The sequence below is a fragment of the Cohnella nanjingensis genome, from assembly GCF_014212125.1.
In the GTDB taxonomy this organism is placed as follows: domain Bacteria; phylum Bacillota; class Bacilli; order Paenibacillales; family Paenibacillaceae; genus Cohnella; species Cohnella nanjingensis.
Map to the genome: position 1 here is coordinate 26,995 of NZ_JACJVP010000019.1, position 15,853 is coordinate 42,847.

Annotated in this window: 13 protein-coding genes; all 13 read left to right on the forward strand. The window is 43.9% G+C overall.

All coding sequences use genetic code 11. The annotated features are described in order from the left end of the window. Nucleotides 1–11 precede the first annotated feature (11 nt). The 13 genes from H7C19_RS11265 (at nucleotide 12) to H7C19_RS11325 (ending at nucleotide 15,849) form a co-directional block, all read left to right on the forward strand. Complete coding sequence (locus H7C19_RS11265; protein WP_313731566.1) at nucleotides 12–329, forward strand: helix-turn-helix domain-containing protein; 318 nt, start codon at nucleotides 12–14, stop codon at nucleotides 327–329. Between the two features lie 104 nt (nucleotides 330–433). Continuing rightward, a complete protein-coding gene (locus H7C19_RS11270; RefSeq protein ID WP_246469437.1) occupies nucleotides 434–799 on the forward strand; it encodes a type I restriction-modification system subunit M N-terminal domain-containing protein in 366 nt (121 codons plus the stop codon). A 690-nt stretch (nucleotides 800–1,489) separates the two neighbouring features. Continuing rightward, nucleotides 1,490–2,446 (forward strand): hypothetical protein, encoded by a 957-nt coding sequence (locus H7C19_RS11275; RefSeq protein WP_185142745.1) that lies wholly within the window; start codon nucleotides 1,490–1,492, stop codon nucleotides 2,444–2,446. Nucleotides 2,447–2,451: 5 nt separating this feature from the next. Then, on the forward strand, nucleotides 2,452–2,937 hold the full coding sequence (locus H7C19_RS11280; protein WP_185142746.1) for a hypothetical protein: 486 nt from the start codon (nucleotides 2,452–2,454) through the stop codon (nucleotides 2,935–2,937). Continuing rightward, complete coding sequence (locus H7C19_RS11285) at nucleotides 2,921–4,951, forward strand: hypothetical protein (RefSeq protein ID WP_185142747.1); 2,031 nt, start codon at nucleotides 2,921–2,923, stop codon at nucleotides 4,949–4,951. Before H7C19_RS11280 ends, H7C19_RS11285 begins: the two co-directional genes overlap by 17 nt. 159 nt (nucleotides 4,952–5,110) lie before the next feature. After that, nucleotides 5,111–6,544: a hypothetical protein gene (locus tag H7C19_RS11290; protein ID WP_185142748.1), complete on the forward strand. Its 1,434-nt coding sequence runs from the start codon at nucleotides 5,111–5,113 to the stop codon at nucleotides 6,542–6,544. 370 nt (nucleotides 6,545–6,914) lie between these two features. Next, a complete protein-coding gene (locus H7C19_RS11295; protein WP_221469190.1) occupies nucleotides 6,915–7,277 on the forward strand; it encodes an L-rhamnose mutarotase in 363 nt (120 codons plus the stop codon). 90 nt (nucleotides 7,278–7,367) lie between these two features. Continuing rightward, a complete protein-coding gene (locus tag H7C19_RS11300) occupies nucleotides 7,368–8,411 on the forward strand; it encodes a LacI family DNA-binding transcriptional regulator (protein WP_185142750.1) in 1,044 nt (347 codons plus the stop codon). Between the two features lie 251 nt (nucleotides 8,412–8,662). Then, nucleotides 8,663–9,913, forward strand: a complete 1,251-nt coding sequence (locus H7C19_RS11305) for an ABC transporter substrate-binding protein (protein WP_221469191.1) — start codon at nucleotides 8,663–8,665, stop codon at nucleotides 9,911–9,913. 98 nt (nucleotides 9,914–10,011) lie between these two features. After that, nucleotides 10,012–10,881, forward strand: a complete 870-nt coding sequence (locus tag H7C19_RS11310; protein WP_185142752.1) for a carbohydrate ABC transporter permease — start codon at nucleotides 10,012–10,014, stop codon at nucleotides 10,879–10,881. A gap of 255 nt (nucleotides 10,882–11,136) precedes the next feature. Continuing rightward, nucleotides 11,137–11,676 (forward strand): carbohydrate ABC transporter permease, encoded by a 540-nt coding sequence (locus tag H7C19_RS11315; protein ID WP_221469192.1) that lies wholly within the window; start codon nucleotides 11,137–11,139, stop codon nucleotides 11,674–11,676. Between the two features lie 54 nt (nucleotides 11,677–11,730). Next, a complete protein-coding gene (locus H7C19_RS11320) occupies nucleotides 11,731–12,888 on the forward strand; it encodes a glycosyltransferase WbsX family protein (RefSeq protein WP_185142754.1) in 1,158 nt (385 codons plus the stop codon). An 84-nt stretch (nucleotides 12,889–12,972) separates the two neighbouring features. After that, a complete protein-coding gene (locus tag H7C19_RS11325) occupies nucleotides 12,973–15,849 on the forward strand; it encodes a hypothetical protein (protein WP_185142755.1) in 2,877 nt (958 codons plus the stop codon). The last annotated feature ends 4 nt before the right edge of the window (nucleotides 15,850–15,853 follow it).

The window sequence follows — 15,853 nt, forward strand, 5'->3', positions numbered from 1 at the left end:
TAGGCGGACGTATTAAGAGGATCAGGAAACTCAACGAAATGAACCAGAATGAATTCTCAAGTCGAGTGGGTATTTCGCAAGCTACGCTTAGTGAATTGGAACAGGATAAGTATAAGCCCTCATTAGAGATCATTATTTCGATCGTCAATGAATTCCATACGGATATATCGTGGATTGTATTTGGAACGACTAGTTCGAATAATAAGGTTATCGGTGTGAATGAGGTCAATGAAATAGAATCAGATTTACTTATGCTATTCGATAAATTAAAAGCAGTTGATCAGGATGAAATCATTGATTTTATTAAGACGAAATTGAATCACTATTAAGTCACTAGAGCTGTTGAAATATGTCTAATGCACTATTAACTTAGTGGCCTTATAATAGATATTAGATTACAACTTAGGATTGCTAGGAAGGTAGGATTTACTTAATGCTGACAGGCGAGATTCGTAACAAGGTTGATAAAATATGGACGAATATTTGGGCGGGCGGCATCACAAACCCGTTGACGGTTATAGAGCAACTTACATACTTGATGTTCATTCGTTCGTTGGATGAGAAGGAATTGGAGAATGAAAGTATCGAGGCGCTGGGTGGAGAGTCGGTTACGAAGTTGTTCCCACAGGACGAACAGGGTCAGTCGATGCGTTGGAGCCGATTTAAAACGAAGGATCCTCGGATGATTTTCGATATTGTCGGTACGCAGGTTTTCCCTTTCATTAAGGCGATGAATGGAGAAGATTCTTCGGCAATAGTCTACTTTCCAAAAGGGTTGAAGAGATCGCGAGAAGTTTAATTAGTTCTAATCCCGGTACACGCGTAGGTGCTTATACAATCATGAATGGATTGGATAAAACGGAGAGAGGGCGTATAAAGACGTACAGCAGGCATCTACCTTTAACCATGAGACGAAGGAGCAGTATCAGCTACGCCACCTACCGGCTCTCGTATGGCAGCTAAGGACTTACTATGATTATCAGATCGTAACCATTGATACTATTTTGTCATATCGAAGGTCTTATAGAGATATTTCTTTAAAAACAAGGCAAATACTCGCGCACAAACTAAATGAAATACAGTGTTTGTAGAAGAACATCCAAGTTATTAATAGAGTGGAACCACTACATGAAAGGCAACCAGAATAATAATTTCTGGTTGCCTTTTTAAGCATTTATTTAATTCATGTAAAGACATGATATGACATTATTCGACATAAAAGTTTGGTATTATTTTCTTACGGCGTACTTTATTCCTATCTACAAATACATTTACGGAGGATGAATAGATTGTTAAATCCTCAAATAGGAGATCACCTGTTTTTTATTAATAATGAGGTGGTTGTCGTCCAATTATTTGGAGTCTTTCAATTAGTTAAAATTCGTTACATTAATTCCTTTAAGACATTTATTGTAGATGTAAATTGCCTAAGCAAAGAATCTAATGAGAGAAGTTCAATTTCTATTAATTTGTTAGGTGGGACAGACGAATGATACTGAGCTTTATAGAGGGGCCAATGAACGGGGAGGCATGGGAAAAGCTATGTACTTCTTGCTATCGAATGAAGTATCAAGATGAACATTTCACAGAGATACCGGCTGTTCACGGTGGAGATGCAGGAATCGAGGGGTTTACTCGATCCGGGAGGGTATACCAGTGCTATTGTCCAGAACGTGAATATTCTGATGAAGAGTTATATGCTCATCTTAGAGATAAAATGACAAAAGACATCAACAAACTTGTAGATGATGAGTATGCCCAAAGGCTAAAAGCTCTTGGTGTTCCCCAAATAAAAGAATGGCACTTTGTTATTCCACAGTATAAGGACGCAAGAATTATTGTTCATGCAGAAAGTAAACGCAAAGAGGTTCTGGAGAAAAAGAAAAAGGAACCAAAGAAATATGAATATATAGCTGAAGAATTTGTTGTAGTTATTAAGCAAGCTGAGGATCTTAAAATAGAAATATCAAAAATTATTAGAACTAACTTAACTGATATGCAATTAAACTTAGCTATTTATCACATGCCAAATCCTGAGTGGTCAAAATGTGATTCTGAAAAAATAAATAACATTAAAAGAAAAGTAAAAGCTGTGATGGGTGATGTAGACGAGTCTGATCCAGACTACATCGATATAGTTAATATGTACGTTGATTCCTATATTAAAGGGATTGAGTTATTCAAGTTATTGCGCGTGTCATACTCAGAGATCTATGAGGATATATACCAGTTAGAACAGAGTTACAAGAAACAAGTCATTATTAAAACTAAGATGAATATGGATCGAAGTATTAATGCAAAATTGTTTAACGAAATACTTGATGATCTTCAGGATAGATTGGAGCAACAATTTAAGTATCTCACTTTAGCATCAGTTATGGAATTAAAGACCGATATAATTAGCGGCTGGCTTGCTGATTGTTCGATGCAGTTTAAAAGTAGGTGATATTCATGGATAACAAATATTTAATTGCTGATGAAGTAATAATTGATGCAAGACCCACTGCCGTACCATATAACTATAGAATCAGCTACAAACTGGCCCAACTCTGTTTGATTATAGAACTCTGCTGTCGTGGTGGGTGTTCAATATTAAAGTTGCATATGATTTCTGTGGGTCTTAGCACCATCGATGATATGAAACGGCTTAAAGAATTTGTTTTCAATAATTCTTCAAACTACACAGTTGTGAGATTCGATCCTGCGGTCAATCATGGCGTGAAATATGCTATTGCCGAAGGGCTAATGTTTCAGCAACAGAATGGATTGTTTAGGTTGACCAAAAAAGGTAAGGCTTACGTTAGAGGTATTATGAAGGACAAAGATATTTTAATTGATGAAAAGAGGTACTTATTTGATCTAGGCGAAAAGTTGACTGATGAGAAAATTAAGGCACTTACTTCTTTTTGGAGGTACTCTGATGTTGAGGATAAATAGATTAAAAATAGAAATAAACACTAGTAATGGCCTATACGGATTTGATGAAGAATTTAATGGTGGACTAAATTTCATAGCAAGTGAGGATAATACTCGCGGGAAGAGTTCAATAATTGCTTCTATATACTATTGTTTGGGTTTTGAAGAAATAATCGGTGGGAAAGGAGAGAAGGTTCTTACATCCGTTTACAAATCAAGGCTTGAAGATGGAGATGCAGTATGGCCAGTTTTAGAGTCAGGTGCTTATTTAGAAATTACCAATGGACTTGAAGTGATTACAATATACCGTGCAGCGAAAATGGAGAATAGAGACAATAAACTAATTACTGTATATCACGCTAGCATCAACAAGCTGAGGGAGTCAGCGGTTTTCTATGAAGATATGTATGTTCATATGCCTAATTCAGCTACAAATATAAAAGGATTTCATCGTTTCTTAGAAACTTTTTTACATATTGAGTTGCCTCTTGTACCCGCAACTGATGATGTTACGAGAAAATTATATCTACAACTTATTTTTGCTGGAATGTTTATTGAACAAAAGCATGGATGGGCAGACATTTTATCTGGAATGCCTGTATTAGGTATACGTGAATCTAAAAAGCGTGTAATAGAATACATTCTTAATTTGGACACACTGGATAATGAGAAGAAGAAAGACAAATTAAGATTATCCGAGAGTAGCATTAAACAAAGATGGGAAGCGCTTGTAAAGGGATTATTGCAAATTGTAGGTGGAGAAGATTGCGAAATTCAAGGGTTGCCGCTAAATCCTAGAATCATTTCGGAAGAAGAACTATCAAAAATAATGATTCTTAAGGACAATGAACGACTGGACAATTATCTTGTAGAACTAGATAAACAGCTTGAAAAGTTAGTTTTATTCAAACCTAAGATAGTCGATAACTTTGATGAGATACAGGATGAATTAGAGGCTACTGAAAAGTTAATGGATAGCTACGAAGAAACTGTATTTAAGCATAGGAGGTTAATATCTTCAGAAAATAGTAGCATAGATAGGTTGACTAATAGTCTAGAAATTATTGAGGCGGATATTAGAAATAATAAGGATGCGGCTAGACTTCGTAATTTGGGTTCGGAATTAGAATTATCGACCTCGAAGGATAAGTGCCCTGTTTGTAATCAAACGATTAAGGATACATTGATCCCAGACCTGGATGATACGCATGTTTTGCAAGTAATGAGTATTGATGAAAACATTAGACATCTAAATGCACAAAAAGAAATGTTAGAATTTGCAAGAAGGAGTCATGAACAGAATAGAAATTTATTATATGAAAATATAGAACAAGCAGAGCAAAATTTATTTAAGCTTCGAAGACTTGCAAAATCGCTACGTAGTGATCTCTATTCAACGAATGACAATTTGTCTGAATCTATGGTGTATAAACGAATACAGATCGATAATGAAATAACTAAACTTAGCAGTATATCTAAAGTCGTTATTAATGAACTTGAAGTGTTAAGAGATCTTTCCGATGAATGGAAAGAATATTTAAAGGATAAATCATCTCTTCCAAATAAGAAGTTTACAGAGTTGGACGAGAAGAAATTAAGAACTTTACGCAATTTTTTCATTGATAATATTAAGTTATTTGGATACAAAAGTGTATTGAATGTAAACGAAGTTGAGATTTCCTTGGATACGTATCTCCCCGTGATTGAAGGTTTTGATATGAAGTTTGATTCATCTGCAAGTGACAACATCCGAGCAATTTGGGCATTCATTTTAGCTTTACTGCAAACTTCAAATAAGACAAGTGGAAATCATCCAAGAGTTCTAATGTTTGATGAACCAGCACAGCATAGTATCATTGTTAATGATATGGAGCAGTTTTTCAATACAATTTCTAAAGTGAAGGACGGCCAAATCATCGTAGGAATTACTGTTAAAGATAATGATACTCGTCAGGCGATACAAAAATTGAATCCGGAGACTTATAAATTTATTATGGTACCAAATAAGGCATTTCAATTAATAAGTGACAATTAATAGGTGCGATTTTAAATAAACGGCAGAGACAACCATAAGGTTATTTCTGCCGATTGCTTTAAAGATGTTTTTTTGTGGCTTGTTGAATGGTTTTTGAGTTGACCTGAAAATAAGTGGAATTGAAACGTAAAACCAAGCTGCTTATCACGGAGGAGTAAGTTGACAACTTTATTATTCACTACATTTCAAGCATTTTGGAAAAAAGGAATAACAATATTAGCACTTTTTTTAGGGTTAATTGGAGCAGTAGTATGGATATCCTTAGCTGAATATTGGGATCAAGTCGGTCGATTGATTAATGGTTTATTTTTGTATGTAGAGCGCTATTTTTCTTTTAATAAATGGTTGGAGTTATATTTGTTCTACTCGATTTTAGTTTGGAGTGGCAGATTTATTTACGGGAAATTATGGGAGGGAATCAACTTTGTCATCAAAGGATTGTATGAATTAATAACATTACGATTAGTTGTAAATGGGTGGGCTGCCCCAGCAATTCGAATAATTAAGTGGTACCAAATCGGATACTTACGGCTTAATGAACTTATGATGTTAAAGCAAAAATATTACTTTGATAACATTCTATATAGTAAGCCAATTGAACGTGCTATGTTTTTAGATTCAAAAGCAGTAATATGCCTGTACATTGTTCTTGATATATTAAGGCGATGGCCTTCTATTATGGCAGCTTTGATAGCTACTATACTTTTTCACAAAGTCTCACTAAAGGCATTAGGAAATCAAATTTGGACACTAATAAGAGATGTACAAATAAGTAAAATAGGAAATCAAATCATTTCAAACATTCCGAACTTACTTATAGTAATAGCTGCTATTTTTATTCTTTTTAAGCTGAATGGATCCCGCGGAATTTTGCGAAGAACAATAGCTAATGCAAATAAAAATAAACTTGAAGAAGTTATTAACGAGCACCGTCAAATTGTTTCAATTTTAAATAAAGCCTTTATTGATGGTGTTAATAACTTGGAATATATTATTCGAAACCGTGAGTGGATAGTCAGTACATGGATACGTCAAAATTATTTATATCATTTAAATCGTTCTGATCATCCAGAGTGCTCAGAAAGGTTGCTTACATTACTCGACAAGAAATATCTGGGGTATGATGACATTGATTTTTATATTCAAAACTTAACTAAAATACCTTCGATAGATAGAATTCATGAGCAGCTTGAAAAAAATATAAACCAATTCTGGCTATTGAACCAATTCACACGACTTTCATTCAAGCTTCGAGGTTTTAGGTTGTTTTCGAGTATTACTAATAATCAAAAAAACTTAAATATGTGGATGTTAACTCCTGATGGATTAACTAATATCTTAGATAAGAAGAAACTGCGAGTAAGTAATATTCAATTAGAGAAGGCATTAAGAGATAATAATACGAATAAGATTCTTAACGTATTAGAATCCAACTTCGAACTTATCTTAGTGAAATTCTATGAAGAAATTGTCCAATCAATAGAAGCACAAGTTTTATTATTAAGTTATGCAAATACAACCAACAGGTTGTTACATATTAATGCTGATTTATTCGGGAGACTTTCTAGAAGTTTGTTTGATAGAGAGGGATAAAATAAGCTCGATGATGTGAAAGATGGATTGTTGAAGCTGAGAGAGCAGGTGATTATTGGTGAGGAATTACAAAAAAGAATTAAACGATATTGCCTTACTTAAATCACAAATTTTTGAGAAAAGTAATTTCGAATATCAAAGGTGTACAATGACGAGTTTCACAAAGAAGAGTAAAAAAGCTACTCTTGAATGGACTGATACAACAATTTTGTTTGAGCACATTGACACATGTTGAGTATGTAATACAGAGCCTATTATTATGTGAGTACTCAAAAAAATCAAAAACAGCCCAGTGGAATGGGATGTTTTTCGAACCAATGTATTTCGAAATGCCTAAATCACCCTTTACGAATATCGAATAATATTTATAATGGAAAAAGTATTCATCGATATCGAGAGGAGTATTGGAATGAAAAGGCATGCTTATCGAATGAGCGTGAAAAAGGGGTGCGAGGAGATTTACATCAAGCACCACGAGCAAGTGTTGCCGGGTCTGCTGCAAGCTTTGAAGGAGTCAGGAATTAGGAATTATTCTATTTTCATGGATGGAACGGATTTGTTCGCATACATGGAATGCGACGATATCGACGGCGCATGGGCTTACGTCCGCAGCCATCCGGCCAATGAAGAATGGTCGATCTTACTAACGCCGATTATGGCTTTAGTGGATTCCAAAGATGTCGAACCGCGGATGAAGCCAATGAAAGAAGTATTCCGGCTGGATGACGAATAACAGATGACGAAAATGGATGTTGACAGCGCTTTATTTTTTCGTTAAATTCTAATTAATAGAAAAATGAATCGATTTCCGATGAGGTTACGTATGAACACGTTGAAGGATGTTGCGCTGCGGGCGGGTGTGTCTACTGGTTCCGTCTCTAAAGTCTTAAACGGAAGTCCCGGCGTATCAGAGAAGTTAAAACGCAAGGTACAACGAGCAATCGAAGAGCTGAATTACCGCCCTAATATGGTTGCTAGAAGTCTGCGAACAAAGACGACGAATACCGTCGCCGTGATGGTGCCGACATCGAACGATCCTTATTTCGTCGAATTTTTCCGGGGGGTTTCCCTGGCCTTAAGGGACATTAACTGCGTTCCGATGCTGTATTCCATGGAATTCAACACAGAAATGCCGATTAACGTCATCCAGGAAGTGCTGATGCGGGGCGTGGATGGTCTAATTGTGTCGACGTATGGCTGGAAGCAGGACATCATTGACGAACTGTTCCGACTAGCAGAGAGAATCCCGGTCGTTTCGTTCAAGCGCAACTTCCCGGGAACCGCAATACACTCCGTCAATATTGACGACGAGAGCGGCATGTACATGGGGGTAAAACATCTCATCGATATTGGACACAAGCGTATCGGGTATTTGGCAGCCGGTCTTGAGCTAAAGACGGGGCAAGATCGGATGAAGGGGTTTTTGACTGCTTTAGAAGAGGCAGGCATTCCGTACGACGACAATTTGGTCGTCAATTGTGAATCGTTTCAGATTGAAGCCGGTTACAACAGAATACAGCAACTGCTCAAGCGGTTTCCGAGGCCAACGGCGATCGTCGGTGCGAACGATTCGCTGGCCATCGGAGCGATGAAGTATTTGGAGAGCCGCAAAGTGAGAATTCCCGAAGAAATCGCGGTCATGGGTTATGACGATGAGCCGTTGTCTACCCTCGTAACGCCCAAGTTATCCTCTGTTTCAGTTCCCGTTTACGAAATGACACGACGCGCGGTTCAAATAATCGATCTGGTTTTACGAGGGGAATTGAAAGAACAGATTAACGACGTTTTTCCGACGGAAATCGCCGTTCGGGAATCTACCGATTTCAGCGCTCACGCCGAATTCGAGTTCGGCCGGTTTTCCAAGTGACTGATTTTATTTCGAACAATTATGAATCGATTCATTTTTTTATTGGAGGTGGTGGTCGTCGCGGAGGTCCCTGATCCGGACAAACTGCATGACCCTCGCAGGATCAAGAAGCAATCACTAATCAAGACGAAAAGGGTGGTACACCAATGGCAAAATGGAAAGTAACGTCTGCTGCTTTAATCGGCATGATCGCGCTTACGGCTTGTAGCAATTCAAACAACGACAACGGTACGAACCCATCTTCTTCCCCGATGGCGAAAGAAACGGCCTCTTCATCCTCTTCTACTTCAGCGGAAGCCAAACCGGTAACGATCGTCTACGAATCGTGGACGCCTTACAAAGAAGATATGGATAAAATCGTCGCGGAATACAAAACCGTTCACCCGGAAGTTACCGTTGACATTCGTTTGCACGCTAACTTCTCCGAATACTTGACAGCGGTCAAGACAGCGTTCGCGTCCGGGGACGCACCTGACCTGCTGGCATTCGACTCCCCGACTTCTCTTGCGAACCTGAAAGACCAAATAGAACCAATCGACGAATACGCGGCTAAGGCATGGGGCGACGGTTGGAAGGACAAATTCATTCATTCGACTCTGGCCGACGTTTCCTTGGACGGCAAGACGATGGGTATTCCGATGCACATCTCTCCGGGGGGCTTGATCTGGTATAACAAAACGATGCTGGACGAATATGGCATCGTTGAGCCGAAAACGTACGACGAGCTTAAGAAGGCGTCCGATACACTCCGCCAACACGGCAAACAGCCGCTGCTTCTCGGAGCAAAGGACTCCTGGATCGTGATCGACACGTTCCAGACTATTCTGAACGACTTCGCGCCAGGCAAGCAATATGATGCTTACGCAAAGAAAATTCCGTTTACCGATCCGGACGTCGTCAAAGCGTTCGACTTTTGGAAGAAGATGTTCGCCGATAAGGTTTTCCAAGACGACGCGTTCAGCATGACGGAATATATGGACGTCTACAACGCGTTCATCGATACCCAAGCCGGCGCATTCGAAAGCAACGGCGCTTGGAACCTCGACATCTATGCGAACGCCGATTTGAAAGCGAAAGTCGACGCGACCGAATGGGGAGTCATGCCGTTCCCGGACTTGAACGGCGACGGCAAAGCGCCACCTACGCTCAGCACGGTAGGCGGATACGCGCTTAGCAAAAGCGGCAAAAACAAGGAAGCGGCATTCGAATTTTTGAAATTCATGACGACGGAAAAAGGCCTGCAAATCATGATGGATCACTTCCTAGCGACGCCGCCGACCAAAGATCCCGTGGAGTTGACCGTTGCGTTGTCCCCGAACGCCAAAGCGAACCGCGACCGGATCGGCGAAATCGTCTCGCAGACGGCGCCGGTTCACCGCGGCATCGGCAACGCCAAAGTTGCGGAGAAAATGTACGAAGTGCTCTCCAAAGTGGCTTACGGTAAGATGAACGGAGCCGATGCGGCGGCAGAGGTTCAAAAGACGATCGATTCCGCAAGGTAATCCGTTAATTATAAGCACCCAAGACCGCGGCAAAAGCGAAGGAAGCTGGGAAACCCCTCCCCTTCGCTTACCTCCGCAGACGGAAGGAGTGGACATCATTGCGCACCAGACAGTATTCCGCCTATCTCTATATCGCGCCAATTATGGCTTTTTTTCTTGTCTTTCTTCTCTATCCCTTGCTCTACACGTTTCGGATCAGCTTGTTCGAATGGAACGGCATCGACAAAACGATGAACTATATCGGTCTCGCAAATTACCGGGTAATGTTCAATGATCCTGTTTTTTGGCAATCGATGCGCAACTTCGTGACGTTCGCCGTGCTCGTCGTCGGTATCCAGATGATCCTTGGTTTCCTATTAGCCTATTCCATGCGTCGTCCGCTAAAGATATTCACGGCTTACAAAACGATCATATTCGTGCCGGTCATTTTGACCCCGATCGTCGTCTCATACGTGTTCACGAATCTTCTGGCGTATAACGGAGGATTGCTCAACGAGTCCCTGCGGACGATCGGACTCGACTTTCTGGCGGCGAAATGGCTCGGAGATCCGCGTATCGCACTTTTTTCGATCGTTGCGATCACCGTTTGGGCGGGAACCGGATTCAGCATGTCCGTTTATGTTTCGTCGATGACATCGCTGCCGAACGAGGTGCTCGAAGCTTCCCGTATCGACGGCGCGAGCCGGCGGCAGACGATGGTCAAAGTTGTCTGGCCGATGCTTCGGGACACGCATTTTTCGCTAACGATCATCGGGGCGATCAGCGCGCTCAAAATATTCGACATCATCTACTTGCTGACCCGGGGAGGCCCCGTTCATGCGACGGAAATGCCTTCGACGTATATGTTCAACAGCGCTTTCGTCACTTACGAGCAAGGCTATGCCTCCGCTGTCGCAGGCGTTATGATCCTGTTCGCTATGACGATTACTATCTTCCAGTTGCGCCTGTCGCGCGGCTCGGCGAATTAGGAGGCCGGTCGTATGCTCATTCGTCGAATCGAATGGTTTCGTCATTTGGTTCTGCTCGCGATCGTTTGCGCATTTTGCATTCCGTTGTACGAATTGCTTAAAACTTCCTTCGAACGCCATGGAATTCATAACTATTACGACGCATTGACCCGGATCGATCTCGGACGCAATCTTCTTAACAGCACCGTCGTCACGGTCTGCACGATCGTGCTCGTGCTTTTGGTCACCATGCCGGCCGCGTTCGCTTTTTCCAAGATGAGATTTCCGCTAAGGAACGCCCTGTTTCTGATGATTTTGTTGGCTCTTATGATCCCCGGCATCGCCATCGCGGTTCCCGTCGTTCAAATCGTCCGTTCGTTCGATTGGTTCAACAAGTACTGGGCTCTCGTATTTCCCTATACCGCGATTTTAGCACCGTTTGGACTCGTGTTGGCGAAAGGCTTCATGGACCAGCTTCCCAAGGAAATGCAGGAAGCCGGCCTGGTGGACGGCTGCAGCGTGTTTCAATCTTTCCTTCGCATTTATTTGCCGTTGACCCAGCCAATCGCGATGATAGTCACGATATTTACTTTCCTTGGGAGCTGGAACGAATTCTTGTTCGCGATGATTTTCATGCGTAAGGAAAAGATGCAAATGGTTACGACGATCCCGATCAAATTCCAGGTTGACTTCGTGACGAACATGCCGGGATTATTCGCCGCGCTTGTGATCATCCAGCTTCCGCTTATCGTGTTGTATGTACTGTTCCAAAAGCATTTCAAAGAAGGTCTAACCGCTGGCGCGGTAAAATCGTAGCCGCGTCGGTCCATTACCGCACAATATCTTAGAGAGAACCGGAGGAGAGAAACCATGGGGAACAGCCCGAAATTCGACGTCGCCGCCATTTATTTCCCGAGTTGGCACGTCGATCCGATCAACGAGAAATTCCATGGAAGGGGTTGGACCGAGTGGGAGCTTGTCAAAAACGCAAAGCCTTTATATCCAGGGCATTATCAGCCTAGGGTTCCGGCTTGGGGATACTTCGACGAGACCGATCCGGAATTCGCTACCCGCCAGATCGACCTTGCTGCAGATCATGGCGTAACGGTCTTCCATATGGATTGGTATTGGTACAATAACGGTCCTTATCTTCATCGCGCGCTGCAGGCGCTGCTCGACGCGCCGAATAGCCACAGGATCAAATTCGGATTGATGTGGGCCAACCATGACTGGTGCGACATTTTCCCGATGAAACGTACCCGAGAAAAGCCGTTGTTGATGCCGAGCGAATACGATTTGCCGGCAATGGAAAAGATGGTCGATTATTTGATCGAAAACTTCTTCTTCCATCCGAGCGTGTGGAAACTGGACGGCAAAGCCGTCATGACCGTGTATAATTTGAACCATATGGTCGCAACGATCGGCGTCGAAGGCGCGAAGAGGCTGTTCGAGAAATTCCGCGAACGCTTGAGTCGCGCGGGCTTAGCCGATCTTCACCTTAATGCGATGGGCGATTATTTCGATGTTGAAGATTACTTAAAAGAAATGGGAATAGAGAGCGCAACGAATTACCAGACGATCTGGGATTTTACGTATGGCAAAAACATCAGCGATCCGAACAGTGTGTTCGACCCTCGTTCTCCGCAGCGCCAGGATTACGTAAAGAGCTTGGATCTTGCCAAGGCGCACTGGGAGACGATGAAAAATAAACTCGAAATCCCCTATTACCCGGTGCTGACGCACGGGTGGGATTCTTCTCCCCGCGCAGAGCAATTTGACGGCGCTGGCGATATGAATGGGTACCCGTGGTACCCAGTCGTCGAAAACAATACGCCGGCACATTTCGAGATTGCGGCTTTGAAGGCAAGGGATTTCGCGCTTTTGCAGCCGTATGAGCACAAGATTGTCTATATCAACGCGTGGAACGAATGGACCGAGGGCAGTTACTTACTGCCGGACGAGCGTTATGGCAACGGCTATCTCGAGGCTCTAAGACGGGTTTTTGTCGGACAAGAAAGCAAGGTTTAGAGGAACAAAGCGTCATTGCTTGGAGAAAGGGCAGGCAAGGGCGCTTTTTTTTTATACTAACCATAGCATGGGAGCTGAAATCACGTGAAAAATGGGTTAGTGAAGTTGTTGTTGGCGGCGCTGGCGATCACGCTTCTGCCGATGACGGGACCTGGCAAGAAAGCTGCCGCTGCGGCCACGATTACGCAGGATACGACGAACAAGAAGGTTACGATGTCGGGGAGTCGGTACAGCTTGGTATTCGACTACAACGCCCAGGCGAGAGTCTCTTCACTCGTCGTGGATGGAAAGCAGACGCTGGACACGAGCACAGGGTCCGGCATTTTTACCGGCATTTACAATGGATCTTGGGTGACGACGCAAGGAGGAATCGCTACTCCCTCGGTTAACGTGAATATGACGACCAAGGTTGTAACCGCCTCCATTTCAACGTCGGCCGCAAATGAAACGTGGACGTTCACCGTAACAGACGCCAATGTGTCGCTGAAGATCGATCGGACGTTTAAGGCGAACATGACCGTGTGGGAGCAGGGGATGCCGATCATTAACTGGGAAGACCATGCTTTCGAGCAAATGCGGTGGCCGGGAGACGGTGGGAACTTTCCCATCGGCGGCACGCTCCTCAACAAGCAGCGCAAATGGCTCGGTACGGATGCGGGCTTCGATTCCAACATCCGCGTCTCAAAGGAGCAAATTTCCTACACGATGCTGAATCCAAGCACGAGTTTGGCCCTTTCAGTAACAGGGACAAGCAACCGCAGCGGGTTAGATCGAGGCGCGGCGACGGAAGTACGCAGGGTTGTTACCCAAGCAAGCCCGACGGTCCGAGCTCTCCGGATGTTCACCGTCGTTTCCGCGACGGATTTGCAATATGCCACCGGCACTCCTCTCGGTTACAGCACGGACGATTGTACCGGACGAATGCGATGCGACGGGGCCTCGATTTTCTCTCCGATAGCGGTGACGAACGGCCAGACAGACAGCGTTACGCTTACGTTTGTGCCGGATACGCTTTCTATTTATTACGATTTGGGAATACTTTACGGCGTTGACCAACAAGCCTTGTCCTACGCGATCAACAATTATGCGAGATGGATGATGCAAGACAAAAAGCGCGGGGCGTCTGCCGAGGCATCCGTCATGAAGAGCGAGGTGCCTCCGCTCGAGATGCAATGGATCGGGCAGTTGATTGAAATTTTCGGATCCCCCGAAGCCGTAACGGCTTATAAATACGGTTTGGAGAACATCAGGGATTATCTCATCGAGAGCGGTACGGGGCAAGTGCTCTGTTGCCGTCCAGGGTCTGCGACATCGTACAATTGGGGTACAGGTTACCGCGATCAAGCATCGGGATACGCTCTCGGAGTGGCTAAGGCTTACGCGTTAGACGGTCAAGCCTCCTGGTTACAGACCATGAAAGCATCGGTTGAATCCGGACTTGACTACGCGATCGGATATCAGATCGATCCGGTTACAAACCTCGTTACAAACATGAATAATACGAGCGACACAATCTATAGCAACGATTATTGGGAGAGCTCCACTGGCACCTATAACGGTTACGCCTCGGCCCTTCTTTATGACGCGCTTTTACAATGGGCTAATCTTGAACGCAACGTTCTTGGAAATACCCCCAAAGCAGCAACCTACGAATCGGTTGCCGCCACCTTGAAAACGAACTTCAACAAAGATTTTACCGCGGGAGGATTGTGGTCTCCGATAACGCAATCGTTTTTATACGGGTCGGGCAATCAGGACGTACGGCATCTTCCGACGCAAGCCGCCGTTCTGAAAAGTGACATCGTCACGAACGAGCGCAAGGCGCAAATCGTGGCCGGCGTCGAATCCGAAGTTTACGCCAACAAGGCTAATCACCATTTTATGAACTATCGCGACTTGTACATAGCCGGAACAACCGCTCCGAGCTGCGGCAAGGGGGCCGAGAACGGAGGCTGGTACGGGGTGCCTGAAGGCGATTTCTTCGCCGGCTACCCTGCGCTGAACGACCGTACCAAAATTCCTGTTTACGAAGGGAATTTCCTGAATCGTTACTACGGTGACGGCCTCTACGACAGCTCAGCCTGGCATCGTGACAATCCGTATCAGGGCTGCGGCTTCGAGTACTGGTTCCCGACGCACGTCATGCCGGTTTGGGGACTTTACGCATACGGTTACGGTTTTCAGCCGCAGTACGACGAACTGATCCTTGCGCCTTTTATCAGCAGCGAAATGTCGGGATCGGTCGTAAAATATACGTGGAGAAGTCAACCGTTGACCGTGACTTATAACAGCCAGACCTCTTTTACCGTGAATGCCCCGTCGCTCCCGACGGACATCCGGATTCGCTTTTTGAATCAGACGCCGGGCTCATCTCATACTGTATTGGCGAATGATTCACCGGTAACGGTGACGGCCGATGCCAACGGAAACGTAGATGCGATCATGAGCGTATCTGGTACTCGTACGTACGAATGCACGACTTGCACGATAAACAATCCGGGAACGGGGGGTACTTCATTCGTTACCGCGGTTCAGCCTAACGAGGCGTCTCTCCGCACGGACGTAACCGAGCAGGTCGGCTTCAAGTTCACAATCGGTTCGACTCCGATTACGGTTACCCAGCTCGGACGCATGTATCATGCCGGCAATAACAAAGTGCATACTGTAAAGTTGGTAGATCCCTCCGGCAAGGTGATCGCGACGGCTAGCGTGGACATGAATCAAGGAGCGCCGGATAGCCTTGGCTTTAAGTACGGAGGTATCACGCCTGTAACGTTGAACCCAAATACTAGTTACTATATATACAGTCTGGAGATTCAGTACGGGGATAATTGGTACAATAATACGGCTTTCGTGTCGACGACATCGGCCGCATCAGTCGATAATGCATCTTACGGCGATCGGATCGTAAACGGTTCTGCGGGCAATACGTACGGAGCGGTTAACTTTAAATATCAGTAAAACG